This is a genomic window from Psychrobacillus sp. FSL K6-4046 (assembly GCF_038624605.1).
Classification (GTDB): Bacteria; Bacillota; Bacilli; order Bacillales_A; family Planococcaceae; genus Psychrobacillus.
Genome location: NZ_CP152020.1, coordinates 1,007,448 through 1,034,277, shown reverse-complemented (window position 1 = coordinate 1,034,277; position 26,830 = coordinate 1,007,448). Strand labels below are relative to the sequence as shown.

Sequence of the window (26,830 nt, the reverse complement as noted above, 5' to 3'; positions counted from 1 at the left end):
GTCAACTGTTGATTCGTCAATTATAATTTATTAAAATAATTAATCAAGTATTTTGATTCGCACAAAAAAACTGACGACCATGTTAGTTAGTAGCTAACAAATAGTCGTACAGTTTTAGTTCATACTTATTTTGCATTGCGCTCTAGCATTTCTTCCTTTGTATAGATAATGCGCATCGGATTGCCTCCAACAAAGCAGCCCTCTGGTACGTCCGCATTTACTAATGTTGCCGCAGAAATAATGGCATCGTTACCGATTGTTACTCCAGGCAAAATCGTAGAATTCGCACCTATTAAAACACGATCTCCGATAATAACATCACCAATTCGGTATTCATCGATTAAATATTCATGTGCTAAAATCGTTGTGTTATAGCCGATAATCGTATTGTTCCCCACTTTAATCCTTTCAGGGAACATCACATCGACCATGACCATTAAAGCAAAGGAGGTTTCTTTGCCGACCTCCATACGAAGAAAGGTACGGTAAAAAAAGTTTTTCCAGCTTAAGAAAGGAGAATATCTCGCAGCTTGAATAAAAATAAAGTTTTTAATGACCTTCCAAAACGGCACGGTATCGTATACATGCCAAAGTGAATTCGCACCTTTTACAGGAAATCTCTCGGTTTTCCTCATAGCAGCTGTCCTTTTTTAATAGAAAGTAAGTCATTTATATGATGGAGCATGTACGTTGGATTGTATGTGGACAAGAAATCCTCGCCTTTTATAGACCAAGCGACCCCGGCAGTGTCCACTCCAGCATTTTGTCCGCCCACTATATCATGAAAATTATCTCCTATCATAAGGGCATCCTCTTTTGAGACATTCAAATGCTCTAAAGCAAGTAATATTGGTTCTGGATCTGGCTTTGTACGAGAAACATCTTCCAATCCAACAATCGTGTCAAATAATGACTGACACCCCATCAGCTGAAGTCCTCTATCAATCATTTCTCTTCTTTTAGTCGAAACGATTGCTAGCTTATAGCCGTCATTCTTTAATTTATGAAGCGTTTCGACAACTCCATCGAATGGTGCAACCATTTGGTCATGATGCTCCAGGTTCCATTCTCTGTATGACAAAATGAGCGAATCAGTTTGCGTAGGATCAATCGCTTCACAGGTTTCCTGAAGGGACGGTCCTAAGAAAGGAATGACTGAGTCTCGATCATATTTCCCAGGAAATTTATCTCCTAAAATATGTAAATAACTTTCGATAATGAGCTCATTGGTATCTAATAACGTGCCATCAAAATCAAAAAGCAAAGCCTTGTATGTTACTTCGTTCATGTCGTAAGCACTTCCTTGGTTTTTTTCTGTTCTGATTTACGCCAAATATAAGCGACAATAATCGTCAAGACAAAAGCCGTGATTAGTCGAATGAGCAAGAGCGGTAAAATTGGGATACCTAATGGAACAAAGATTAACGTATCCTCCACGACCGCATGACAGGCTACTAGGAAGATAAAGGCTAATGTTGCATCTTTCTTACTAACGCCGTCCTCCTGAACTGCCTGTATCATTACTCCGGCTCCATAAGCTAAGCCGATAACAAGACCAGCAACTAGAGTCATAGATGCATTTGGCTGCACCCCAATTACTTTTGTGAATGGCGCCAGCTTCTCTGAAAACTTTTGTAAATAGTTTCGGTCTTTTAAGAATTGAATAATCACCATTAGTGGGATGACGATCAGCGCAAGCTGCAACACACCAAAGGTAGCCTTTTGAACACCAAGTAATATGATCTCAAGCCAGCCATCTGGTACACTTTGTGTAGCTGTAACTACTCCATACTTAGCCACTTCGCCTCCGCCCTGCCACACTAGGTTAATAATAACTGCAGAAATAATAGCGAGCCCAAAACGGACGAGTAATACGACCCACAGCTTCACTCCAACCTTTAGTGCCACTCCTGTTTCAATGAAAATATTGTGGGAGAACGATAACATCGTTGCTAATATAAATACTTCTTTTACAGTTAACTCTAATGACAAAATTCCTGCTATACCTGCATACAGATTTAAGGCATTACCTAAGACAAGAGGAATAGCCGCTTCCCCTCGCAAGCCAATCAAACCCATAAATGGTTCTATAAATTGTATAATCCACGGCAAAACAGGAGTATATTGCAAAATAACTACGATTAATGTAATTGGAAAGATAACCTTGCTTAATGTCCATGTTGTCTTTAGACCAGCGGACAATCCCCTTTTAAGAGTTCCCATTTCCATACCCGATCCCATCTTTCTTACTTATCTTGATAACGCACCACTGGCTTAACCATTTTTCTTCTATAAATAAATATAATAACTGCGACTGCAATCGTCACTAGTGACACTACTTGTGCAGTACGCAAATCTCCTATTAAATAAAGGCTATCCGTACGCATTCCCTCAATAAAGAAACGTCCCACCGAATACCAAGTTAAATAGAAGAGGAACATCTCTCCACGGCGAAGGTTTACCTTACGAAGCAGCAATAGAATAATGACACCAATCAGGTTCCAAACAGACTCATAAAGGAACGTTGGGTGATAATACTTTCCGTCGATATACATTTGCTCTATGATCCAATTAGGAAGGAATAGATTTTCTAAGAAGGTTCTTGTTACCTCTCCTCCATGTGCCTCCTGGTTCATAAAGTTACCCCAACGACCGACTAGCTGGCCGATTAGAATACTTGGAGCTAATATGTCCGTAACCTTCCAAAATGAGCTCTTTCTTTTTTTCGTAAAGAAGTAAGCGGTTAAAAACGATCCAATTAAGGCACCGTGAATCGCTATTCCACCCTCCCATATTTTTATAATATTCTCCGGGTGCTGACTATAGATATCCCATTTAAAAATTACATAGTAAATACGTGCACTAATAATAGCGATTGGAACGGCCCAAAGTAGTAAATCAGTTAAATAATCAGGGTGAAACCCTCTTTTTACCATTTCACGCTGCCCGACTATAAAAGCAAGCACAATTCCAAACGCAATAATTACTCCGTACCATCTTACTTCTAACGGCCCTAAGGAAAAAGCGACCGGGTCAATTGCTTGTAGAATATTCATAAAAGCTCCTTTCCACTATGTACATCATTTAAAATTCTCCATTTTGGCTTATTACATCATCTAGCCGCTTTGCAAAATCCTCCGCTGCATTTACACCCATTCTTTTCAATCGGTGATTCATAGCTGCAACCTCGATGATAACTGCCAAGTTTCGCCCAGGACGGACTGGCACTGTGAGTTTAGTCACTGCGGTGTTGATAATCTCCATCTTCTCTTCCTCGAGACCTAGTCTGTCATAGCTTTTCTTTTCATCCCAGATTTCTAGCTCAATCACAAGCGTAATTCGCTTATAGCTGCGAATGGCACTAGCGCCAAACAACGTCATAATATCTATTATACCTAATCCACGAATTTCCAAAAGATGCTCTATTAATTTTGGAGCACTTCCTACTAAAGTGTCCTCGCCCTCCTGCCTAATTTCCACGCAATCATCGGCTACTAATCGGTGGCCCCTCTTCACTAGTTCAAGTGCCGTTTCACTCTTACCTACACCACTTTTTCCTGTGATTAGTACACCTACTCCGTAAATATCAACCAATACTCCATGAACGGCAGTAGTCGGAGCTAGCATACTCTCCAAATAATTTGTCAGCAAGCTTGAGAATCTAGTGGTCGGCATACTAGTAGTAAGAACAGGGACTGATTTCTCGTTAGATGCTATAATTAGCTCATTAGGAACTTCCATGCCATGGGCAACAATAATAACTGGTGTGTCCTGTGCACAAAGCTTCGTCATCCGATCTGTTCTCTCTTTCGGCTTTAGTAATTCAAAAAAAGAAACCTCTGTTTTCCCCAATAGCTGAATTCGATCGGAAGGATAGTGCATAAAGTAACCAGCCATTTCTATACCAGGTCTTGAAATATCACTGATAGAAATGTGTCGTCCAATACCCTCTTGTCCGCTAACTAAGGACAAATTAAATTTCTCTTGTATATCTTTACTCGTCACATGAGACACATTTCCCACTCCTTTAACCTCTGATAAACTTAGTTCTTATTTTAGCATGAATAAACATTTAATTAGTATCCATTTATCTTTTCTCTACCTATTTATTAATTAAAAGGAGGAAGTTTAATGAAGATTATTTTAGATGCAGGTCATGGCCCTAACACCGCAGGAAAAAGAACGCCAGATGGAAAGATGAAGGAATATGAGTTTAACAGCACAGTCACGAGATTAATAAAGAAGGAGCTAGATCGCTTCGGAATAATAGTAATTTTTAGTCATTCTGACGAAAAAGATGTGCCTTTACGCGAACGAACCTCCCTTGCCAACAAATTAAAAGTGCAAGCATTTATCTCCATCCATGCTAATGCTTATGGTTCAAACTGGAACGATGTTAATGGTATAGAAACCTTCACTTACACAAAGCCTTCTGCCGATTCTGTCATACTTGCCAAGCATATTCAGGAATCTCTCTGCACCGCTGTGGAAAGGAAAGATCGAGGGGTTAAAAAGAAGGATCTAGCTGTTTTACGAGATACGAACATGCCAGCTGTTCTAGTGGAATGCGGATTCATGACTAACCAAGAGGAAGCAAGACTACTACAAACGGATGATTACCGTCTAAAATGTGCCACTGGAATTGCAACAGGCATAAAACTTTGGGTTAAAAAGTTTCAATTAGAAGAGGTATAGGGGGTGCTCCCTATACCTCTTTTTTGTTCAGCCTAAGTGCAACTCAGTAATGCTTTTTAAAATTTCTACTTATTGTTAGTTGGTTTCTAACAATAGAGATTAGCAATTGAGCATATGGAAAATTTATCTATACATGGAACCTATATTTACTTAGGTCGTATATAATTAAAAGACAGAGGGAGTGAAAGGTTTGAAGAAACTATTTGTATTAGGATTATTGGTCAGTTCGATTTTATCTGCCTGTAGTTCATCCACATTAAGCTTTAGTGAAATTGAAAATGTTCCGGATCATGTGCAAGACAAAGTCGATCCCAACTTAACCCTTCAATCCATCACCAATGATGCAGAAGGTAAATATATTATTTTTCATTCAAGCGGAAATGTTAAGTCAGACTTAGAAACAAAGGGAGATACTGTCACTATAAAGTTCAATGTAACTAATCTGGATGATGTTGTTAAGCAGCATACCTATTATTTTACATCAGACCCGAAGCATGATGTGTTAGATGTTACATTGAATGGTGAATCAATACCTTTTGATAATGCAACAATTGACTAAATCGAATATTTATTTTAGTTTATCCATGCCATTTAGGGTGTTCAACTATTAATCCCTGTATTTTGAATTCCTATTATAGTAATCATTCTTACCAAAGGGGGGTTAGATAAGTTGAATCAAGTAGTAGCAAAGATTATCTATTTTGTATTTACCATATTTATTTTCACCACACTTTGGAGACTTATGGGCTTATTTTGGAATGCTTTTGTGCCTTGGAATGTTCAAACCGATCTATTAACCATCTTTGTTGTAACTCCGGTGCTAATAGTTGTGTCGTTTATATTATCGAGCCTGTCCTTTAAGGTTATAAGAAGCACTAAATAATATTGCGGTTCCTAAAGTTATTATTGGACTAATATTACTTGATATAGAGCTTCCCAGTAGAAAATCTGTGCTTTGAAAGTTGTCTCATATATTCGTGACTTTAACCCTAAAAGGATTAATTTCCTGTAGTTTAGTGAAAGAATATCTTTAGTTAATTTTCCTTAAGAGGTGAGGGTGTTGGCGAAGGTAGACCAATTAACCTTCTAAAAAACACACATTGTATAGGAGGTTAATCAAATGAAATTTAATATAATTGATAGAGAGAATTGGGAGAGAAAAGAATACTTTGATCATTTTATTAGTCAACAATGTACTTTTAGCATAACAACAAATATTAACATCACAGCATTGCTAACACAGCTTCAGAATAAGGGATTTAAATTATATCCCGCATTTATTTACATGGTCACCCGTACAGTAAATTCGCATAAAGAATTTAGATTTAGCTTTAATGAGGAGGGAATCTTGGGATACTGGAATGAAATGATTCCAAGTTATACAATTTTCCATCAGGATAGCAAGACATTCTCAAGCATATGGACTGTGTTTTCTAATGAATTTAGTGCCTTTTATAAGAGCTGCCAAGAGGATATACAGCAATATACGAATGTTAAGAAACTGGAATCAAAAGATAATGTACCAACAAACAATTTTAATATATCAAGTATTCCATGGGTTTCTTTTACTGGTTTTAACCTTAATATGAATAATGACAACGACTATTTATTACCTATAATTACAGGTGGAAAATATTTTCACCAGAACGGTCAAACATTGTTGCCTATTACCCTACAAATTCATCATGCAGTTTGTGATGGATACCACGCAAGTCTATTTTTTGAGGAGTTACAGAAATTAGCTAATAATTGTCATGATTGGCTGCCTTAAAGATTAATAGTAAAAATGAATCCATTAAAAAAGACCAAATCCTAATCGATTTGGTCTTTCTTTTTTATGCTTCTGTTGTATATCTTACTACTACGGATCCTGTTTTAGCGTCTCCATATATTCTTAACGGCTCTTTTTCAGAGTCAACAACCTTTGTGAAAGCAACACGTTTATTGAGCACTTGCTCTGACTGATTTATTTGAGTTACATCTGTAAGCTGTACATCGATACGACCTAGCTGAGTAGTAGTCTCACCTTTTAAGGAAATATCTTTAGGCACATAGATTTCTACCGTGCCAGCTACAGCTGTCCCTTCAATTTTACGAGCCTCTTTGTCTTTCGTTGTTAAAATAACATGTCCACTAACGGATGAACCTTCAATTTCCTTCAGTTTACCATCTACATAAATGCGGCCATTCATTGTTTCTACTTCTACAGTATCACCTTCGACATGTTGAAGCTGAACAGAGCCATTTACTGTTTCTATATCTGCACGATGGAACTTACTGTTTTCTAATTCAACCTTACCATTTGTTGTTTTAATCTTGAATGTATTAGCCTCTAGATTTTGTGCTACAAAATCACCGTTAAACAAACGAGCAGAAATATGGTTATACTCTTTTTCTGGAACAAACAAAGCTACTTGTACGGAAATAGTTTTCATATCGCTATAAACGCGTAGCTTGTTTCCTTCAGTAGTAAATATAAACTCTTCTTGGAATCTCTTTCTTGCCTCTTCCTCTGTAGAGTTCTTAAAGGATTTGACTTTCACCGTAGCATGAGCAAATGGCTCCTCCGATGGAAAGATGTTCACTTTACCATTTGTAAGGTTAATCGAGATATCGTCAAATTGCACATCTTGTTTTACAAACTTCTCTTCAAAAGTAACAGGATCATTGAATTTCATTTCAAACTCGAAATCCTTCATTTTATCTACAGTCCCTTGCATGAACTGCATAAAACGATCTCCTACCATTGTAAAATCACGTTTTAAGTCCTCGATAAAATCTGCGCTACCTTGTTTGACTTGCTCTGTTTTTTTCTCTTCTTCAAACTTTTGAGTATTTACTTGGGGAGTTACAATTGTTGCTTGCTTACCTAGCTCTTCTAAAAGTGCCAGTGCTTCCTGTGCAGTAATCGTGCCGTTTTCAACCATATCCAAAATACGTTTACGCTCTTCTTGCATAGTTAAAGGCCTCCTCATAAATTTAAAAGTATATTACAAATATCTTCCTACTAGTTATACGTTCTGTGAGCCAAAAGGTTTCACTTACGTTTTTTTAGGCTTTAACTTTTTGTTGTTGCTTTATTAATGCCTTCTTCCATTCTTTTACGATCTCGCTCTAAAATAGGCTTTAAATAGTTTCCAGTATAAGAGCCTTTTGCTTCTGCAATTTTCTCGGGTGTCCCTGTTGCTAAAATGGTTCCGCCCTTGTCTCCACCCTCAGGCCCCAAATCGATTAAGTGATCTGCCGTCTTAATCACATCTAGGTTATGCTCAATCACTAAAACTGTGTCTCCATTTTCAACTAAGCGTTGTAACACGCCAAGCAGTCTCGCTATATCATCTACATGTAATCCAGTAGTTGGTTCGTCTAGAATATAAAATGACTTACCATTAGAACGCTTATGCAGCTCCGATGCTAGCTTCACTCGTTGTGCTTCTCCACCTGAAAGAGTAGTAGCTGGTTGTCCCAGCTCCATGTATCCCAAACCTACATCAAAGATTGTTTGGATCTTGCGACTTATTTTTGGATGATTTTCAAAGAATGCTAAAGCATCCTCAACCGTCATCTTCAAAATGTCTGCAATACTTTTTCCTTTATACAATACTTCAAGTGTTTCCCGGTTGTATCGTTTTCCATGACAAACCTCACAAGGTACATAGACATCTGGTAAAAAGTGCATCTCTATTTTGATAATACCGTCTCCGCGACAGGCTTCACAACGTCCACCTTTTATATTGAAGCTAAAGCGCCCCTTTTTATATCCTCGAATTTTCGCCTCGTTTGTTGAGGCAAAGAGATCTCTTATATCGTCAAATACCCCTGTATAAGTTGCAGGATTCGAACGAGGAGTGCGCCCAATAGGAGACTGATCGATTTCAATTACCTTATCAAGCATTTCAATTCCTTCTATTGTTTTATGTGCACCTGGCTTCGTTCTAGCTCGATTAATTTGATGTGCCAATGATTTATAAAGAATCTCATTCACCAATGTACTTTTTCCTGATCCGGATACCCCTGTGACTGCTGTAAATACTCCTAACGGGATATCGACACTCACATTCTTCAGGTTATTTTCAGTAGCACCTTTAATCTTGATATAACGACCATCTGGCTTTCTTCGTTCAATAGGTAGCGGAATATACTTTTTACCACTTAAGTATTGTCCAGTTAGTGAATTACTATCTTTCATTACTTCCTCTGGTGTTCCAGCTGCAACAATTTCCCCACCGTGGACACCAGCACCTGGTCCCACATCGATTAAATAGTCTGCTGCCATCATCGTGTCCTCATCGTGCTCAACTACGATTAACGTATTTCCTATATCTCTCATATCCTTGAGTGTTGCAACTAAGCGATCATTGTCCCTTTGGTGGAGACCAATAGAAGGCTCATCCAGAATATAAAGTACACCCGTAAGCCTTGAGCCTATTTGAGTTGCTAATCGAATGCGTTGAGCCTCACCCCCAGATAATGTTCCAGATGCGCGATTAAGCGTCAGGTAATTTAACCCTACATTATCAAGGAAGCTCAGACGTTCATCAATTTCTCTTAAAACTAGTCGAGCTATTTGCATATCCTTCTCTGATAGCTTTAATTCCTTAAAGAACTTATATGCTTCTTCGATGGAAAACTCAGATACTTGCCCGATATGCATAGAATCCACTTTTACGGCCATTGTTTCTTCTTTTAAACGATATCCCTTACAAGTAGGACAGTCATGCTCTGCCATATACTTTTCCATTTGTTCACGTGTGTAGTTGGAAGATGTATCTCTATAACGTCTTTCTATATTTGCAAGCACGCCTTCAAATTGAATTAGATTATCTCTCATTTGGCCGTATTCGTTTTGGTAACGGAAACGAATTTTGTCCTTACCCGAACCGTACATAATTTTGTTCCATTGATCAATTGGTAACTTTTCGACTGGTACATTCATTTTTATTTTGTAATGCTTGCACACTGCCTCTAGTAGCTTCGGATAATATTGAGAGCTAGTTGGCTGCCATGCGACAATGGCGCCTTCTTCTAAAGTTAAGCTTTTATCTGGAACGACTATATCCGGGTCAACCTCTAATTTGACACCTAATCCATCACAATCGTTACATGCACCAAATGGACTGTTAAATGAAAACATTCTAGGCTCTAGCTCTCCAATCGAAAAACCACAAATTGGACATGCATGATGCTCACTAAATAGCAGCTCCTCTTGCTCCATTACATCTATTAAAACTCGTCCATCTCCAAGTCTCAATGCGGATTCTAAGGAATCGCTTATTCGTGCAGCAATCCCTTCTTTTATAACAATTCGGTCGATGACTACTTCAATATTATGCTTCTTATTTTTGTCTAAAGTTATATCGTCATCTAAGTCTATTAAATCTCCATTAATGCGAACACGTACGTATCCTTGCTTTTTCATGTCCTCAAGCAATTTCACATGTGTCCCTTTGCGTCCAGAAACAATCGGGGCAAGAATTTGCATTTTTGTTCTTTCCGGATATTCAATGAGTCTATCAACCATTTGCTCGATTGTTTGGGAGGAAATCTCTATCCCATGTTTTGGACAAATCGGTTTCCCTACGCGAGCATATAATAATCGCATATAATCATAAATTTCCGTAACTGTTGCGACAGTAGATCTTGGATTCTTACTTGTTGTTTTTTGATCGATTGAAATAGCAGGAGACAGACCCTCTATAGAATCCACATCTGGCTTATCCATTTGGCCAAGAAATTGTCTTGCATAGGCTGACAAGGATTCGACATAACGTCTTTGCCCTTCCGCATAGATCGTATCAAAAGCTAATGATGACTTACCAGAACCAGATAAACCTGTCATGACGACAAGCTTATCTCTTGGTATTTTAATACTTATATCTTTTAAATTATTTGTTCGAGCACCTTGAATATTAATTTCTTGGTTTTTCACCAATCATCATCCTTCCAGCTTGAGCTCTAGAATTGCGTCACGTAATTCAGCAGCTCGTTCAAAGTTAAGCGCTTTTGCAGCATCTTTCATCTCTTTTTCGAGTTTGTCTAATAGTTTACCCTTTTCTTCCTTCGTTAAGACTTTTCCGCTAGTTAATTGCTGTACATAGCTTTCTTCGTCTTCCGCCACTTGAGAGGCTCGTATTACTTCTCTAATTTTCTTCTCAATCGTTTTAGGTGTGATGCCATGCTTTTCGTTATATTCCATTTGAATGGTACGACGACGCTTCGTTTCACTAATGGCCTTTGTCATAGAATCTGTCATTTTATCGGCATACATAATAACTTCACCGTTAGAGTTTCGGGCAGCTCGCCCAATAGTTTGTATTAATGAACGCTCTGAACGTAGGAAGCCTTCTTTATCCGCATCCAAAATAGCGACCAGTGAAACCTCAGGTAAGTCTAATCCTTCTCGCAATAGGTTAATTCCTATCAGGACATCATACGTTCCTAAACGAAGCTCTCGAATAATCTCAATTCGCTCTAATGTTTTTATCTCTGAGTGCAGATATTGTACTTTTATACCAATTTCCTTTAAGTAATCCGTTAAATCCTCGGACATTTTCTTTGTTAAGGTTGTTATTAAGACTCGTTCATTCTTAGCAGATCGTTCATATATTTCATTAATTAAATCATCTATTTGTCCTTCAATCGGCTTCACTGTAATAATAGGATCTAATAATCCCGTAGGTCGGATAATCTGCTCGACCATTTCTGGTGTATGCTCTAATTCGTATGGTCCCGGAGTTGCGGATACATAAATAGCCTGGTTCACATGCCCCTCAAATTCCTGGAAAGTGAGCGGACGGTTATCTAATGCAGAAGGTAACCGGAAACCATGATTTACTAGCACAGATTTCCGCGCCTGGTCTCCATTAAACATTCCTCTAACCTGTGGTAATGAAACGTGGCTTTCATCTACTACCAGTAAGAAGTCCTTCGGAAAATAATCTAATAATGTATAAGGGGTTGCCCCCGCTTGTCTTAATGTTAAGTGACGAGAGTAGTTTTCTATCCCTGAACAGAAGCCCATTTCCTCCATCATTTCTAAATCATAATTCGTTCGCTGCTCGAGTCTTTGAGCTTCTAATAATTTATCCTCACTACGAAGAATAGTGAGCTGCTCCTCTAGTTCCTGACGAATATTATTTATGGCTATTTTCATCTTTTCTTCTCGTGTTACGAAGTGGGATGCCGGGAAAATAGCTACATGATCTCGTTCACCCAATATTTCTCCTGTTAACGCATCCACTTCTCGAATCCGATCTATTTCATCACCAAAAAATTCTACCCTTAGACATCTCTCATCACGAGAGGCAGGGAAAATTTCCACTACATCTCCACGAACTCGAAATGTTCCACGAGTAAAATTAATATCGTTTCGTTCATATTGCACATCCACTAGCTTTCTTAATAGCTGGTTTCGATCGATTTCCATGCCAACTCTTAGTGACACAACCATTTCTTTATATTCCTCTGGATTTCCGAGTCCATAAATACAGGAAACAGAAGCGATAATAATGACATCCTTACGTTCGAATAATGAAGAAGTGGCTGAATGTCGCAATTTATCAATTTCTTCATTAATGCTAGAATCTTTTTCTATATACGTATCCGTTTGTGGCACATATGCCTCTGGTTGAAAGTAGTCATAATAGCTGACAAAGTATTCTACTGCATTGTTAGGAAAGAATTCCTTGAACTCACTATATAGCTGCCCTGCAAGTGTCTTGTTATGGGCCATGACAAGGGTTGGCTTATTGATTTGTTGGATTACGTTTGAAATAGTAAAGGTTTTACCAGTACCTGTGGCCCCTAGTAATGTTTGATGCTTTTTGCCCTCATTTACTCCTTTTACTAGCTCTTTTATTGCTTCTATTTGATCCCCTGCTGGCTCATACGGAGATTGTAAATCAAAAATTTGTTCCATATGTATGCCTCCCGTGTTCTTATTAAATTTAGTTTAACATAATCATTTTTCTAACACTATTAAAACGAACATACGTTTTTAAAATAAATTTTCAGAGTAGGTTCAACCTTTGTCATATCAATGACTTAGTAGTAAAAATCTCTTCCTATCTGTTACTACCCTCTTTTACAGAAAAAGCTACATTTTATCTTGCAACAATATAAGAATGTTAGTTTTTTAACATCAAAAGAATAGACTTTTTATCAAAACTAAAAGCAGTTCAAATTTCACTCATTGTAAAATTTGAACTGCTTTATTTTTATATTTTCTTCATAGCCGTTGTTTTTATTAAGTTCGCCGCCTTATCTCCGAACTACTTTTTTGAAAGACATTTACCCAAATTAAATGCAAAAAGTGAGATTGCATATCGCAATCTCACTTTTTGGGGGCATGATTAGATTATCTCAGCCCCATCCTCAACATATATTAACTATTAATTCCTCACGAATTCCCGGCCCATTAGCAACTTAATTTTTCAGATGAAGTAACACGTTCGTGTACTCGTTAAATGCTTCTTTATCCTTGCGATCCAATGCCTCGTCAATTAAACCCATTAGCCGAAAACTTCTCTGCTCCCGGTGGACAACATTTAAAAACATATCAAGATAAATCTCGTTTAACAACTTTTCTGCAGAGCTTTCTTTCCCTGTTTGTCCCATTGCTTTCATAAAATCTGTATATGAATATTGTTTGTCCATTTCAATCACCCCGATGCCTTTTTTATATTATATAAAAGCTTAAGGCTAGTTGCAATCATTTTGAGAAAATTTAGATTATACAGTAAATAGAAGTATTTTTTAATTTTTAGATACATTAGCTTGATTTATTTCCAAAATTAACTATAATTTAAATTATAATATACTAAGGAGTGAAATTTTCTGACTAATAAAATTGAAAATAAATCCCATCTTATCTCCTTCGAGACCGCGTTACTTCAACCTTCTGTAGTAAATAACAAAGTTTACACGAAAGTTACTAATTTTTCTGGTGAAACCTCCATGGTAAGTAAAAAGCCATACGAAATCGTTCGTTATTCCTGCTCCTTCTACGGTTCTTCCTTTCAACACGCAGTAAACCTTTCCCGAGAAACGATTGGCAACTATTTTAAGCTACCAATCATACTAGCTCATGACTTTGGATCACCTTGTATATGGATTCCGGTTCTTTCTCCAAAGTCAGATTTAAATATATGGTTTTCCTATCAGGCCATCGAAACTTTTTACCCAAATAAAAAGGGATCTACCGTTGTTCTTTCTAATGGGGATACCATTGATGTTCCTGTTTCGCCTAACACTATGAATCGTCAAGTGGCGTATGCCAACATATTAAGCACCCAATTCCTAAAACGAATGAGCCATCTTTTAAACAACGGATATGCCACCTCTAGACAAGCATCTATGCGTAAAAACATTCGCAACTGATTAGGTAATGGTTAAGTACATAGAAAGCAGTTCTTCTACGCGGTTACGAAGACGGACGTTCAGATAACGACGGTGCTCCTCGTATCCTCCATGAAAAAACACGTACTCTGTGAACATATCATCTCCTTCTCCTCTAATCACTTTCATACTATGCCTTCTCATGTAGACATGTGTGTCTTTTAGCTCTTTTTGAACTTGCTTTGCTGCTCCTTCTACGAGAGTCAAATAAGGTCTGTTTAATTTGAATGGGGCTTTTTCAATAATGGTTCGATCCTTTTCCAAGATGGTAAATACCATGGGAAGATAAATCATTTTTTCGAAATATGGAATTGCCTCTTCTGGTATTAAGGGCATCTTCATTCACCTTTCTTTTAAAAGAACATTTGTTCTTATATTTTACAACTTTTAAAAGAAAATGCAATGGAAAGAAAAGAACTTCAATCAAAAAACTGCCAATCCTAAGAATGGCAGTTTAATTACTGTGTTACTATGTCAGTTGCCCACTTACGAGCTTCCTTATAAAAATTATTAAGACTTGGAAAATCGATTTCTAGATTATTAGCTCCTTCGAGCATATCGTTCCAACGAACTTCATCATAGGCAATGGTTAAATCTAAGAAAGGCGTCATCTCTGTGCTGGACCCAACCAAAGTAGCCGCTACATCATCAGAAAGAGGTAACTCTTTAACTAGCTGATCCATCTTCTTATGTAAGATGGTGTCCATTAGAGAGAACATGCCTACTAATAAATATTCAGAGGAATTTGTCAGGTTTTTCTGTTTAGCAAGTAGCTCACAAAATTTCGCTCTAAATAAGGATGCTTCTACAATAGCTAGTCCATCCCCTTTGTAGTTTTGATGTACCTCTCGCAGTAACAAGACATGAAGCCAATGATTAATCTCCTCCAGCCCTAACATTAAAACACCCTGTTTAATCGAGCGAACCTTGGAACGTGGTCGAGCAACTGGAGAATTGACCATTTTTAACACTTTAAAGGTCAAGGAAACGTCTCTCTCTATTTCTAACGCAATTTCATCCATAGAAGCTTCTTCCTTGCGTAAAAGATTGATCAGTCTAATGTATTGCACTACGTTAGCAGGTATATCAGTGGCCTTAATAATTTCAGGCTTAGCAAAGAAGTAGCCTTGGAACAATTTATAGCCAGCAGATTTAGCTTCGTAAAAATCTTCTCGTGTTTCAACCTTTTCAGCTAGCAGTACAATATTGGGATAGTTGGTTTGGACAATTTTCTCGACCGATTTTCTCTCTTCCACTGTAGTGGCAAGAAAATCTATCTTAATAAAGCTAACTAAGCTAAACAGTTCATCATAATAGTCAACATTTTGTTTTAAAACAAAATCATCCAATGCAAGAAGAAAGCCCATTGCTTTTATTTGTCTAATTTGTTTAATAAGACGGGGAGTTATCGTAATATTTTCTAATATCTCTACCACTATCCTGTTAGATGGGAACTTTCTTAATACCGCCTTATCCAGAAGGTTTTCAGTGAAATTAATAAAGCATAGCTTATCGCCTGCAATTTCATTTATTCCTATGGTCAGAAATGAATGTGTCAGCACATCAATCGTTGCCATATCCGCATCCACGTCAGGGAAAGAATTGTCTTCATTATTCCTATAAAGCAATTCATATCCATATAATGACTCGTTCATATTAAAAATTGGCTGCCTTGCAATAAAAATCTCCATTTAATTTCCTCATGTTCTTAAGAAATGTAATTGATACTATTGTATCAAAGATAAGGATGAAAAACGACCTATTTTTTCCTTTGATGACAGGATTATCATAAAATGATATGTTTAATAGTGAAGAATTTTAGCGTATTAGGGGGAGATATAATGGAAACTATTACTTATGAACAACAGGGGAATATTGGAATTGTCACATTAAACCGACCTACAGCTTTGAACGCTTTCAACTATGAAATGTTATGTGAATTAGGAGAAATTGCAGAATCGATCCGTATCAATCCGGACATTAGAGTAGTAATCTTTACTGGATCTGGTGAAAAATCGTTTAGTGTCGGAGCAGATTTGAAAGAACGCCGAACGTTAACTGAACAAAGAGTCAAACGTAATATATATAAAATAGGTGAAGTATTCTCTTTAGTCGAAAGCTTACCTCAGCCAACGATTGCCATGTTAAATGGTTATGCGTTTGGCGGAGGGACAGAGCTAGCGCTTGCATGTGATTTCCGAATTGCAGCAGACGATATACAATTGGGACTAACCGAAACAAGCCTCGCAATTATCCCGGGCGCAGGAGGTACACAACGTTTACCTCGCCTCATTGGGGAATCCAAAGCTTTAGAGTTAATCTTAACTGCTAAACGATTAACGGCTCATGAAGCCTTTACGTATGGACTTTTAACTAAAATTGCGAGTCGAGAAACATTAAAGCAAGAAACGGAAAGCTTCGCAGCACTTATGTTAGCGAACGGACCAATTGCACTTCAACAAGCCAAGTTTGCTGTTAAACAAGGGATGAATGTGGACTTGCAAACTGGATTGCAAATTGAACGTAAGGCGTATGAGATTACGATTCCGACAGAGGATCGAGTAGAAGCATTAAATGCATTTAGTGAAAAAAGAAAACCTGTATTTAAAGGGAAATAATTTTAAAAGGAGGATGTTGTGAATAGTTCACGATCATCCTCCTTTTTAACCTTAGCTATGTTAATGCTAAAGGTGACTTATAATACACATAAACATGAGCTAGGATATTTTCTCCTCGCTCATTTTACTTTGATATTATTTTTGGCTTACGTACCTCGTTCGTGTACTCATTCCGCAATCGAGCGCTATTACCGAACGCTCATTAAATAGTTTTACTTGAAATGATGAAAGATTGCATTCTTTGGCATAAATTTTTTAAACATTATAATTTCTTTTTCAGAAGGATTTTCTATATTAATTTCAGAGCCCCAATGTGATGATTCAAAGAAACAATTACCATTATATTTCAAAAAAAGTGAAAACCATTTTATTTCTCCATTCTGACTTAAACTCTCTTGTAAAATGAAATTAATTATTTTTTTGTTTATATCCCCTTGAAAACAGACCATTTTCATAGGGTGCAAATCAATTTTTTCAAGATTAGTTTTCAAACTTAATTCTTCAATTGTTTCAACTTCTTCATTCCACACATGGAATTCTATAAAATTTGCAGATGTTATGAAATAATCAATTAAAGAAAACCAGTAATTATAACTTTGGAAATCAACATTACTTTCTGTTAAATTAATGTTGATAAATAAATTATTCTTCATCCAATCCCACCCCATTTACTAATGTCTACATAAGTAAAACATCTTTCTTCAACTATCCTGTGGCGCTACTATCCTGTTTTCTGATCCATCTAGAATTCTTTTTATATTTTGTCGATGAAGAATGATGATCGATACGCTTATTAATAGAGAAAGTCCTATGATAACTTTATCTTCAAATATTAGACTGTAAACAAATAAAGCTATACAAGCTAACATTGAACTTAGTGATACATACTTTGTTAATACCAAAGTTAGCACAAACACAAGAAAACCAACAAAAACACCTAAAGGGGTTAAAAATAAAAAAACTCCAGTTGCTGTCGCAACAGCTTTTCCACCTTTAAAACTAGCAAACACAGAAAATACGTGACCTAATATAGCTAATAAGCCACATACAATTGGATTAATAGTAGAACTTAGTATTAGGGGAAGAAAACAAGCAAGTGTGCCTTTTAATATATCAGCAATTGCAACAATTACTCCTGCTTTAATGCCTAAAACTCTGTAAGCATTAGTTGCACCAAGATTACCACTACCATAATCACGAATATCTTTCTTATATAATATTTTACCGACGATTAAAGCAAATGAAATGGAACCGATTAAATAACTTAAAATCAGAGTTAAAATGTTCAAAGTAATGTTATCTCCCCACTCAGTTTGTTATTTAAGTATTTCTCTTTGTTGTATACTTTTTCCTTCAAACCTTTCGGCTATGTTAATGCTAAAGGTGGACTTAAAATACATATAAAATGAGCTGGATATTTTCCAAGTTCATTTTTATTTGGTTCTTTTATTTTACTAAAGCCCACATTACAGAATATAGGTAATTTTAAACAATTTTACTCCATTTAAAATATGTTCAGTTAATAATTTCACCCTTGTTGTTGGCTAAATTTTTGCGCCATTTACTTCGCTCCGTTGTTGTCAGTTTCGCCCACTCAGTTTCTTCGCCAATAATTCTTAAAGGTTCTTGAGAACGATAAGATCGTGTTAAGTTACCCGGGAACTTTTTGTCAGTAACATTTGGGTCGTTTTCAAATTTACCTGTTGGTTCTATTCTATAAACCCGTTCTCTTCCTTCTCCTTTTGCTAATGCTGCTGCAAGTCCTGCACCATTGGCATTAGCAGTGAAATAAATGTGGTTCATTTTAAGCCCAGGTTTGTAATTTGAATTTCCACCCGCTGTCAGCAAATCACCAACCTGTATATCTGCCTTTGTCCCATGATAAAATGGTCCTTCATCAGAAGGTGTATCGTTATATGAGTTTGATAATTCATAATTTCTTTTTGCATTATCAAAATCACACAACTCCTCATAGCATTTGGCAATGTTTAAATATAACGTTGAGTATGCACTCTTAACATTATCATCATTTATATTTAGTGCACACTGTAAAGAGGTTTCCATCCATTTCAATTTCCCTGTAATACTCTTTTGTTTACGAGCCAAATGATATGCTGCAATAAACCTTTCATAGTCGTCTTTTGCTTCGTGCCATGCTTGATGAAACATGGTGGTTGCACCTTCAACATTTCCGCCATCTTCCATGTTCATTCCATTCATACAGAGTTTAATAACGACGTTGTTTTGGTCAAATTTTATACTCATCTAATCTTACCTCCCAATTAATGAAATAACATTTTTGAAATACATTTCTCCAAAACTCTTATTTAAACGACCATATCTTCTCATTAAAAACAACTTAATTTCCTTTGAACCTGTGTCTTGATTCGTCGCTGTTCTTAGACTTATTTCTATTTCCTTTTTACTGTAATTAACCAATATATTTTGAAATTCAGAATCGTGTAAGTGAGTGTCTTTTAATTTTCCGTAATTATTTATTGAAATAAATAGCCACTTTGAATCCCTTTCTTATAACATTCTCATATAAAAATATAGTACTTTTAACAAATTTTCTTATTCAACTAAACTAAACCGTTAGTTCAATAAGAAAAAAGGGTACCTATTACTTTTAAATTGTCTCAAACCATTCTATTGCATAACCAATACGATCTTCAACGAATTTATTTGTAACAAAATCAGCAACATTTTTCATTTTTTTGTTTGCGTCCCACCTCGTTTTACCGATTCCTACTAGCAACTTGATTTAAACAGACATAAAGTTCTCTCAATCTTACAACAACTGTAAGAGTAATTTGCAGTTTTTTTGTAGTAAGGTATTGCTAGGAATGAAAATGGGAGGCTATACAGATGAATGCTTCGAATAAATTACTTGAAGTGAAAGCAGTACGAAAAGTTTTTGGTGAGGGGCAAAATGAAACAATGGCATTAAAAGGCGTAACTTTTGATGTTTTACCAGGGGAATTTCTTGGCATTATGGGTGCGAGCGGTTCAGGCAAGACGACGCTACTAAATGTAATCGCCACAATGCAAAAGCCAACATCAGGGCAAATATTGCTAGACGGGCAAAATATTTCGTCGTTCAAAGGATCACAACTCGCAGCATATAGAGGCAATCAAATCGGATATTTATTTCAGCAATTTGAACTGATTGATAATTTAACGGCGAAAGAAAATATCATGTTGCCGTTAGCAATTCATGGAATTAATATAAAGGCACAAGAACAAGAGTTGCTGCAATTAGCAAAAATATTCGATATAGAAGAACTGCTAAATAAATTTCCGTCACAATTATCTGGAGGGCAAAAGCAACGGATTGCAGCAGCGAGAGCGCTAATTTCAAATCCTAGCATTGTGTTAGCGGATGAGCCGACTGGTGCGTTAGATACTAAAAACGCCAAGATTTTAATGAAGAAGCTGTCTGATCATAATCAAAAACAGGCATCTACTATTTTAATGGTGACGCATGATGCGAATGCGGCTAGCTACTGCTCAAGAATTTTGTTTATCCAAGACGGTGTCATTTTCCATGAACTACGTAGAAATGTACCGGGAGAATCTCAGGAGACATTTTATGAGCGAATCGTTATGGTGATGGCGCAACTTGCTGGAGGTAGTAGTAATGTTCTTTGAATTTGTGAAGCGTAATAGCCGCAAAATCCGGAAGGAAAACGGTGTGTATTTTGCATCGCTTGTCGTGTCAATTGTGGCGTTTTATGTGATTTTGTCACTAGGTGAGCAAGATGTCATGTTATATTTGAAGACGATTGAAAGCGATGCAGTCGAGCGATTGTTGTTATTAATTCCAGTGCTTTATGCAGTTTCATTATTGTTCGTATTCTTCCTCGTGTATTTTGCAAATCGCTACCAGCTTCAGCGTCGCAGTCATGAGTTCGGTTTGTATTTAATGATGGGGATGAAGCAAAGTAAGCTGTTTCTCATGATTACGGGCGAAACGATTTGGAACGGGATTGTGGCCCTGAGTATTGGTTTGCCGATTTCATTGTTTTTAACAGAGCTGATCAATTTAGCGACATCACGGTTAGTTGGCATGGGGATTATAGGTCATGCGTTCCGTATTTCATGGACAGGTATTGGCTTGACGATCTGTGGTTTCTTCCTTGTGCAACTGCTAGCGATGCTTATTTTAAGCTTTACAATGAGTCGAAAAGAGCCGATTGAATTACTTCATGAGGATAAGGAAAAGTCACAAACTACAATGACGCCTAAATGGGGAGCCGTGAGCTTACTATCTGGAGCGGCTTTATTATTCGGGACGATTTTTTTAAGCATCGCTTATGGTATGGCGATTTTATATTTACGAAATTTTGATTACCGCGTATTTGCGTTGATTTTGTTTGTTGGTGTGTGTGGGACATTTATTTTATTTCGTGGCTTAGGAAGTATGATTGGTGTTTATGTGAAGCAAAAAGGAAGTTCTTCGACAGGTTTATCGATATTTTCGGCGAGACAGCTACAAGAAAATGTATTGCATCAATGGAGTTCACTCGCTATATCATCCTTACTGATTCTAATGGCGATGGTCTGCTTCGCTTTTGGTACATCGACAGCGTTAATGAATAGCGCTGTAGCTAATCGAACTGTTGATTATACGTTTAATGGTAATGAAGATGAAATTAACCCTTTGATTAAATCCGATGAGCTAGCACCTTATGTTGATAGTTATTATGGGATGGAGTTACATAATTTCTACACACCTGCAGATGAATCAGTATTAAATTATTATTTTGCATGGACGGGCTTAATAGAAACAGTATCGAGTCAAGCTGATTCAGAGCCAAAAGAGATTTTATTAAACAACTTATCGATGCAGCACACGCCGTATTTTATTTCATTATCGAGCTATAACACGATGCTTGAGACAGCTGGAAAGAATCCAATTCAGTTAGCTGATAATGAAGTGGCCATGTATACAAGTGACGATACAGGAGCGCCATATGATATATTAAAAGACACATTGAAAAAAAATCCAACAGTCGAAATTGCGGAAAATGAATACACATTATTGCCGACGTTATATTCGGATCAAATTGTGGCAGATCGAGCTATTACGTTAATGTATTCGTTGATTGTACCTGATGCATTATATGAGCAATATTTTGACGCTGAGGAAACTTGGCTTTGGAATATGACGTTAAAAGACGAGTTCATTGAAGAAAAAGGGCTTATGCAGGCGATGCTTGAAGTCGATCAAGTACTTAATTCGACAGGCTTGCAATATGAGAGCTATCTTGCGAGCATGGGTAGACAGTTATTTTATACGGTAGCAAGCAGTTATACAACGTTTTATTTAGGCGTGATGTTTTTAATTATTGCTAATACTGTACTAGGTCTAAACTTTTTAATGCAGCAAATAAGCACGCGTAGTCGCTATCAAACATTAGCAATGCTCGGTGCAGATGTGGAATCAATTTGTAAATCTGCTCGCAAGCAAATTTGGTTATACTTCATCTTAGCTATTTCGGTCGCGTTGGTTAGTGGAATTTTTGGCATTTGGTCTTTATTAAAAGCAATGCCGGCTACTATTTTCAGTCTTCAAAATGGAATTATTATTGGTTTAGTAGTGCTATTATTTATTGTAATTGAAGTTGGCTATATTCGAATGATTCAACGAAAAAGTGATGAGGAAATCAGGAAGTTAAAAGAAATTGAGTAGAGGTGATGGTATGGCGAATATTGTCATTGTAGAGGATGACATTTTCCTCCGCGAAGAATTACAAAATATTTTACAAAAGGAGGGGTACTTTGTAGTAAGTATCTCTTCTTTTAATACACCTGTTGAAGATATCATCGCTGCCAAACCGGGGTTAGTATTGTTAGATTTAAATTTACCTAACTTATCAGGTTTTCAAATTTGTCGTACTTTGAAAATGAAAGGAATTGGTCCGATTCTAATTTTAACTGCTCGCAATCAGATACGAGATGAGTTGCATGCATTAGAGTTAGGAGCCGATGACTTTTTAACGAAGCCATGTCATCCGAAACGTCTCATTGCAAGAGTACAAAAGTTACAACAACTATATGCCAAAATGCCGATGCTTTTAAATTGGGGGAAATTCCAATTAGATGTGAAAACGAATGAATTATATATTGGTCACAATTCACTTTCATTATCTGAAAATGAAAGTGCCATTATGAAGCTTTTAATACAATATGCACCGGCTGTTGTGGAAAAGGAGAAACTTTTCCATGAATTGTGGGGAAGTAGTGAATTTGTGGACGAAAATATACTACAAGTAAACATGACCAGACTTCGTAAAACATTAGATAAAGTAGGCGTATCATCACAGATTAAAACGGTCAGAGGCGTTGGCTATCAATTGATAGAGGGTGAGTCCTCTTGAGGCAACTAAATTGGCTCCCTAGTTTACAGCAATCGCGGCAATGGATTTTGCTTCTATGTGTAAATAGCGGTTTTTTTATTTTTTTAGCCTGGGTTGCATATCCAGAGTCATTTAAATTATTAATATTGACGATGCTCATTTTTACTTTTGTAACCATTTTGATTGGTGTGCTTTTTACATGGAAAAAACAACGAAAGCAAAGAAACACATTTTATCAATTTTTAAGAGAGCCTTCCGCTGAGCATGAGGCTAAGTTGCTACAAGTTTTAGGTGACACACATAAGGAACCACTGCATGATTTGGCTAATCAATTACGTCATCTATCTGATGAATTACAAGGTGCAAAGTACCAGTCAAAAGAATATGAAACCTTTATCGAAAGCTGGGTGCATGAAATTAAAACACCACTATCGTTACTTCATTTTGTCTTACAAAATCGTCAAGATGAAATGTCCCCGTTGGTTTATCAACGGCTAAATCATGCAAATATAACGATTCATGATCACGTAGAACGCATATTATTTTATGCAAAGCTACAAGCTGCACATGTTGACTATAGCTTGAAAAAGGTCTCTATTGTGGAATGCTTTGAAGATGTATTACTAGAGCTACAATCGTTATTGGAAGAGCAGCATGTACTTGTTCATAGAGAGATAAAGGACATACCCGTTGTATCTGATGAAAGAGTGCTTCATTTTATTTTGATCCAATTACTTGTAAATGCAATTAAATATCGAAACGTAAATAGTGAAAGTTTCATTTGGATAGAAACAGGTTTTGACCATACAAAAGACAGCTATTATGTTAAAGTAGCTGACAATGGACTAGGCGTCTTACAATCAGATTTACCATTTATATTTGATAAAGGTTTTACAGGAGATGCTAGTAATCAAAAGCGGTCTACAGGGTTGGGATTGTTTTTAGTGAAAAAATTATGTGACAATCTGCAGATTGAAATTGAGGTTAAGTCAGAACACAAACGTGGTTTTACCATTCAGCTGCTTTTTCCGAAGGTTTAAAGGTTTTTCTGAAATCTTAATGAATGAGTAAGCAATGTCACCAAACCCTAGTTTAGAAATCTTTTATAAAAGTTCCCTTAACGCTACCTTAACTTTTAATACCTCACTTAATTAGCAATAATAAAAACAACCAAGGAAACTCATTCCTTAGCTGTTTCATAAAGCATTTTAACAAACTCATAGCTCCCACCATTAGTAGTCTGATTAAAAGTCTCAAGCTCTTTAAAGCCTATCTGTTTATACAACGCTATAGCTCGTTTGTTAAAGGTAGCTACGGATAAAGTAATGGCTGCCGGTTTGAACATACTTTGAGCAAACTGTAAGCCTGCCTTCAAGAAATCGATTCCTTTACCCTTACCCGTTAAATTTGGCTGCATTCCCAGTCCAATATCCATTACTTGAGGGGCTACGAAAGTAAAACTAAAGAAGCCTATCAGCTTCTCCTTCTCCATAACGACGTAGTATTCGTCCTTACGGCTTACCGGGTCTAGAAATTCCTCCAGGTCCTCCTCGTCTGCTTCCATATTATAAAAGGAATACGGCTCCTCGTAGTGCCAGTTATAAGCTATGTCCTCGGCCTGCTCCTGAGTCATCGGTTGAAGTATATAGCTCAAGCGCTTCCTCTCCTTTTCTCCAGTCTAAAAGAGTAAATAAGAAGATTTAATATACTCAACAGTGTAATAGCAAAAAACATATACAAAGAAGCTGGGTCACCTGATAAATTAAGCTCATCTACAATAATTCCTTCCAAAAATAAAAGTTGAGCACAAACTACAATAGAAATAATAGAGACAATAGAAATGGTGAAGGCTGTTATCCATTTTGGAGTTTTAAAGAGCACTACCGCTATAAGTAAAATTACAGCTAAAACTAGAAACGTTATAAAGACTGGTCTCATTAATGTGAACGTACTAAAAGCTTCAATACTGTACATTTGATCCCTCCAATAGAAAAAGAGTAAGGAAAAATAATAGAATGAATAGAATTACTGCACCCAGTACTTTTTGATTGTGATAATTTTTACCATCTTTTAATTTTTGTAGCAGTGTAATTATATTTAAAAATAACAGCACTCCAAGTGCGGGAATGATTAAAAGCCATATCATTTTTCTTTCCCCTCTTGTATTAACTTACTTACAAGCTCTTCCCTTCTCAAGTCCTTTCCCATAATGACATATGGTCCATCATTTGCAGAAGGAAAGAAATTTTCTTTTACCACTACCCATCCTGATTTTGCATATAAAGCTTGAGCTGCTAAATTACTAGCCTTGGTTGTTAATACAGACGTCTTCATCGAGCAATTGTTCACTAATTTTTCTAATAATCTTTTACCTAATCCATTCCCACGATAAGAGGGGTGAACTAATAGCTCTACAAATTCAAAGCAATCTGTTAACCATTCGTTTGCTTCTTCCACGGTTAGTTCCTGCTCCAGAAGTCCTCGGTAATACTGTCCATCCTCTGATTTATAACCATAGGCAAATCCAATGCATTCGTTGGTATCGGAATATGCTACAATTCCAAGAAAACCATCATAATTGGCATGCTTTTGTATTCTTTCGAAGAAGTCATCCTCTTCTTTTTGCCATACTGCTTGATAAAGCATAGCCATTTCTTCTGCTACATGGACGCTATGATCAAATTGCTTAATAATAATCATTCCTTTACCCCTCCTGTAAACTTTTCATTACACTATCTCCAAAGGTCCTTATGTCCGCAAGAAAATCATGGTTCTCTGGTGACCCATAGCTATTGACCATCCGAACTGCCACGATTTCGTGTTCAGGTACGACTAGCACTGCAACACCTGTGAATCCTAAAATTTGATACGAGCCACGCGGAACTAATTCTCCAAGCTCCGTTTTACTTGCCGGTAAATCCTTTACAAACCAAAGGAAACCATGCTGAGGCAAATCCTTATCAATTGTACTCGGACTTATAAGAGACGTAGATAGCTGAATAACTTCTTTTGGTATTACTTGCTTGTTATCTATGTATCCCCGCTTTAAATGAAGGTAACCCCAATAGGCTAAATCTCTTGCAGAAGTGAACATATTAATTTGATCGCCCTTTGTACTGTTTGTTGGTATTTGTTTTGGTTGGCCGGACGGATCAATGACCTCTGCAAGCTTAGGTTGAATTTCTGTGTACCAGTCACTCTCATTCAAGCTGAGTGGTCGAAATACTTTTTCTTTTAGTAAATCTGCTACTGTTTGGCCTGTTGCAACCTTTACTATTTGAGTAAGCAGGTTTATATTAACTTGTCTATAGGCCCAGCTCTCCCCTGGTAAAAACTCTCGAATAACTTTACCTTCTAGCTCCGTTAACCCATGCGTATGTGTCAATAAATGTCTAATTGTAGTTCCACGAAAAACTTCTTCCTCCAAATCCGCAATATATTTTGTCACTTCATCATCTATCGAATCGATATAACCATGATGCACCGCATATGCGACTGCAAATCCTATATAGCTTTTGCGAACAGATGCCACGTGAAACTGGGTATCCTCCTGTACTTCCCTAGCTTCTGGTCTGCTAGATTGAGTGCCCCAATATCTTTCTGCCACAATCTCATCTTTATGAATGACTATAACTGCCGCTCCAGTAGCATAGACGGAGTTATATGTATTTTTTACATGATCAATTACTGGATTAAATCTAGCCTGTATATTTTTATTCAGTTGCATTTTTTCACCCTCATTTCTTGAGCCTATTTTTT

The 26,830-nt window shown here is 36.9% G+C and carries 29 protein-coding genes; 10 read left to right on the top strand and 19 right to left on the bottom strand.

The genetic code is table 11. The annotated features are described in order from the left end of the window. Positions 1-125: 125 nt before the first annotated feature. The 5 genes from MKY09_RS04980 to hprK are packed head-to-tail and all read right to left on the bottom strand — an operon-like array spanning position 126 to position 4,014. Positions 126-635 carry an acyltransferase gene (locus MKY09_RS04980; RefSeq protein WP_169359720.1) on the bottom strand — a complete coding sequence of 170 codons (510 nt, stop codon included), beginning with the start codon at positions 633-635 and terminating at the stop codon, positions 126-128. After that, positions 632-1,288, bottom strand: a complete 657-nt coding sequence (gene ppaX, locus MKY09_RS04975) for a pyrophosphatase PpaX (RefSeq protein WP_298469083.1) — start codon at positions 1,286-1,288, stop codon at positions 632-634. Before ppaX ends, MKY09_RS04980 begins: the two co-directional genes overlap by 4 nt. Then, positions 1,285-2,223 carry a nucleoside recognition domain-containing protein gene (locus MKY09_RS04970; RefSeq protein ID WP_342568214.1) on the bottom strand — a complete coding sequence of 313 codons (939 nt, stop codon included), beginning with the start codon at positions 2,221-2,223 and terminating at the stop codon, positions 1,285-1,287. Before MKY09_RS04970 ends, ppaX begins: the two co-directional genes overlap by 4 nt. Positions 2,224-2,246: 23 nt before the next feature. Further along, positions 2,247-3,056: a prolipoprotein diacylglyceryl transferase gene (lgt, locus tag MKY09_RS04965; RefSeq protein ID WP_342567741.1), complete on the bottom strand. Its 810-nt coding sequence runs from the start codon at positions 3,054-3,056 to the stop codon at positions 2,247-2,249. Positions 3,057-3,084: 28 nt separating this feature from the next. Then, positions 3,085-4,014 carry an HPr(Ser) kinase/phosphatase gene (hprK, locus tag MKY09_RS04960; RefSeq protein WP_169359723.1) on the bottom strand — a complete coding sequence of 310 codons (930 nt, stop codon included), beginning with the start codon at positions 4,012-4,014 and terminating at the stop codon, positions 3,085-3,087. A gap of 117 nt (positions 4,015-4,131) precedes the next feature. On the opposite strand from hprK, the gene MKY09_RS04955 reads away from it, so the two are divergent. From MKY09_RS04955 to catA, 4 genes are all read left to right on the top strand, one after another. Further along, entirely contained in the window at positions 4,132-4,695 is a 564-nt protein-coding gene (locus tag MKY09_RS04955) for an N-acetylmuramoyl-L-alanine amidase (RefSeq protein WP_251555795.1), read from the top strand. Between the two features lie 190 nt (positions 4,696-4,885). Further along, positions 4,886-5,254, top strand: a complete 369-nt coding sequence (locus MKY09_RS04950; protein ID WP_342567740.1) for a peptidylprolyl isomerase — start codon at positions 4,886-4,888, stop codon at positions 5,252-5,254. 111 nt (positions 5,255-5,365) lie between these two features. Then, positions 5,366-5,578, top strand: coding sequence for a hypothetical protein (locus MKY09_RS04945; RefSeq protein ID WP_342567739.1), 213 nt, complete (start codon positions 5,366-5,368; stop codon positions 5,576-5,578). Between the two features lie 237 nt (positions 5,579-5,815). Further along, entirely contained in the window at positions 5,816-6,466 is a 651-nt protein-coding gene (gene catA, locus MKY09_RS04940) for a type A chloramphenicol O-acetyltransferase (RefSeq protein ID WP_169359726.1), read from the top strand. 64 nt (positions 6,467-6,530) lie between these two features. On the opposite strand, the gene MKY09_RS04935 is transcribed toward catA, so the two are convergent. The 4 genes from MKY09_RS04935 to MKY09_RS04920 all read right to left on the bottom strand — a co-directional run bounded on the left by MKY09_RS04935 (position 6,531) and on the right by MKY09_RS04920 (position 13,350). Beyond that, the gene (locus MKY09_RS04935; RefSeq protein ID WP_169359727.1) at positions 6,531-7,652 is read right to left on the bottom strand and encodes a DUF4097 family beta strand repeat-containing protein; all 1,122 of its coding nucleotides are present in this window, start codon (positions 7,650-7,652) and stop codon (positions 6,531-6,533) included. Between the two features lie 101 nt (positions 7,653-7,753). Continuing rightward, positions 7,754-10,624: an excinuclease ABC subunit UvrA gene (gene uvrA, locus MKY09_RS04930; protein ID WP_169359728.1), complete on the bottom strand. Its 2,871-nt coding sequence runs from the start codon at positions 10,622-10,624 to the stop codon at positions 7,754-7,756. 6 nt (positions 10,625-10,630) lie between these two features. After that, positions 10,631-12,613 (bottom strand): excinuclease ABC subunit UvrB, encoded by a 1,983-nt coding sequence (gene uvrB, locus MKY09_RS04925; RefSeq protein ID WP_298469097.1) that lies wholly within the window; start codon positions 12,611-12,613, stop codon positions 10,631-10,633. Between the two features lie 506 nt (positions 12,614-13,119). Beyond that, positions 13,120-13,350, bottom strand: coding sequence for an IDEAL domain-containing protein (locus MKY09_RS04920; RefSeq protein WP_169359730.1), 231 nt, complete (start codon positions 13,348-13,350; stop codon positions 13,120-13,122). A gap of 180 nt (positions 13,351-13,530) precedes the next feature. Here MKY09_RS04920 and MKY09_RS04915 point away from each other — a divergent pair, with 180 nt between their 5' ends. Then, positions 13,531-14,073: a competence protein ComK gene (locus MKY09_RS04915; RefSeq protein ID WP_169359769.1), complete on the top strand. Its 543-nt coding sequence runs from the start codon at positions 13,531-13,533 to the stop codon at positions 14,071-14,073. Here the strand turns inward: MKY09_RS04915 and MKY09_RS04910 are convergent, their stop codons facing one another. Together MKY09_RS04910 and MKY09_RS04905 are read right to left on the bottom strand one after the other, a co-directional pair. After that, positions 14,074-14,427 carry a hypothetical protein gene (locus tag MKY09_RS04910; RefSeq protein ID WP_169359731.1) on the bottom strand — a complete coding sequence of 118 codons (354 nt, stop codon included), beginning with the start codon at positions 14,425-14,427 and terminating at the stop codon, positions 14,074-14,076. Between the two features lie 122 nt (positions 14,428-14,549). Beyond that, positions 14,550-15,782 (bottom strand): HDOD domain-containing protein, encoded by a 1,233-nt coding sequence (locus tag MKY09_RS04905; RefSeq protein WP_342567738.1) that lies wholly within the window; start codon positions 15,780-15,782, stop codon positions 14,550-14,552. 150 nt (positions 15,783-15,932) lie between these two features. Between MKY09_RS04905 and MKY09_RS04900 the strand changes: the two genes are divergently transcribed. Next, positions 15,933-16,709, top strand: a complete 777-nt coding sequence (locus MKY09_RS04900) for an enoyl-CoA hydratase-related protein (protein ID WP_298469103.1) — start codon at positions 15,933-15,935, stop codon at positions 16,707-16,709. A gap of 212 nt (positions 16,710-16,921) precedes the next feature. Here the strand turns inward: MKY09_RS04900 and MKY09_RS04895 are convergent, their stop codons facing one another. From MKY09_RS04895 to arr, 3 genes are all read right to left on the bottom strand, one after another. Further along, the gene (locus tag MKY09_RS04895; RefSeq protein ID WP_298469105.1) at positions 16,922-17,362 is read right to left on the bottom strand and encodes a hypothetical protein; all 441 of its coding nucleotides are present in this window, start codon (positions 17,360-17,362) and stop codon (positions 16,922-16,924) included. Between the two features lie 48 nt (positions 17,363-17,410). Then, positions 17,411-17,998, bottom strand: coding sequence for a glycerol-3-phosphate 1-O-acyltransferase PlsY (gene plsY / locus MKY09_RS04890; protein WP_169359735.1), 588 nt, complete (start codon positions 17,996-17,998; stop codon positions 17,411-17,413). Positions 17,999-18,224: 226 nt separating this feature from the next. Then, entirely contained in the window at positions 18,225-18,974 is a 750-nt protein-coding gene (gene arr / locus MKY09_RS04885; protein WP_342567737.1) for an NAD(+)--rifampin ADP-ribosyltransferase, read from the bottom strand. Positions 18,975-19,577: 603 nt separating this feature from the next. Between arr and MKY09_RS04880 the strand changes: the two genes are divergently transcribed. Genes MKY09_RS04880 through MKY09_RS04865 form a run of 4 tightly spaced genes read left to right on the top strand, consistent with a single transcriptional unit; the run spans position 19,578 to position 24,111 of the window. After that, positions 19,578-20,360 (top strand): ABC transporter ATP-binding protein, encoded by a 783-nt coding sequence (locus MKY09_RS04880; RefSeq protein WP_298469109.1) that lies wholly within the window; start codon positions 19,578-19,580, stop codon positions 20,358-20,360. Then, a complete protein-coding gene (locus MKY09_RS04875) occupies positions 20,350-22,404 on the top strand; it encodes an ABC transporter permease (protein ID WP_342567736.1) in 2,055 nt (684 codons plus the stop codon). The genes MKY09_RS04880 and MKY09_RS04875 overlap by 11 nt, the downstream gene beginning before the upstream one ends. After that, on the top strand, positions 22,397-23,092 hold the full coding sequence (locus tag MKY09_RS04870) for a response regulator transcription factor (RefSeq protein WP_342567735.1): 696 nt from the start codon (positions 22,397-22,399) through the stop codon (positions 23,090-23,092). The genes MKY09_RS04875 and MKY09_RS04870 overlap by 8 nt, the downstream gene beginning before the upstream one ends. Continuing rightward, the gene (locus tag MKY09_RS04865) at positions 23,089-24,111 is read left to right on the top strand and encodes a HAMP domain-containing sensor histidine kinase (protein ID WP_342567734.1); all 1,023 of its coding nucleotides are present in this window, start codon (positions 23,089-23,091) and stop codon (positions 24,109-24,111) included. Before MKY09_RS04870 ends, MKY09_RS04865 begins: the two co-directional genes overlap by 4 nt. Positions 24,112-24,251: 140 nt before the next feature. Here the strand turns inward: MKY09_RS04865 and MKY09_RS04860 are convergent, their stop codons facing one another. The 5 genes from MKY09_RS04860 to MKY09_RS04840 are packed head-to-tail and all read right to left on the bottom strand — an operon-like array spanning position 24,252 to position 26,798. Then, the gene (locus tag MKY09_RS04860; RefSeq protein ID WP_342567733.1) at positions 24,252-24,725 is read right to left on the bottom strand and encodes a GNAT family N-acetyltransferase; all 474 of its coding nucleotides are present in this window, start codon (positions 24,723-24,725) and stop codon (positions 24,252-24,254) included. After that, entirely contained in the window at positions 24,722-25,045 is a 324-nt protein-coding gene (locus MKY09_RS04855) for a hypothetical protein (protein WP_342567732.1), read from the bottom strand. The genes MKY09_RS04860 and MKY09_RS04855 overlap by 4 nt, the downstream gene beginning before the upstream one ends. Beyond that, positions 25,032-25,217, bottom strand: coding sequence for a hypothetical protein (locus MKY09_RS04850; protein WP_342567731.1), 186 nt, complete (start codon positions 25,215-25,217; stop codon positions 25,032-25,034). The genes MKY09_RS04855 and MKY09_RS04850 overlap by 14 nt, the downstream gene beginning before the upstream one ends. Then, positions 25,214-25,771, bottom strand: coding sequence for a GNAT family N-acetyltransferase (locus MKY09_RS04845; protein ID WP_342567730.1), 558 nt, complete (start codon positions 25,769-25,771; stop codon positions 25,214-25,216). The genes MKY09_RS04850 and MKY09_RS04845 overlap by 4 nt, the downstream gene beginning before the upstream one ends. Before the next feature lie 4 nt (positions 25,772-25,775). Further along, on the bottom strand, positions 25,776-26,798 hold the full coding sequence (locus MKY09_RS04840; RefSeq protein ID WP_342567729.1) for a serine hydrolase domain-containing protein: 1,023 nt from the start codon (positions 26,796-26,798) through the stop codon (positions 25,776-25,778). Between the last annotated feature and the right edge of the window lie 32 nt (positions 26,799-26,830).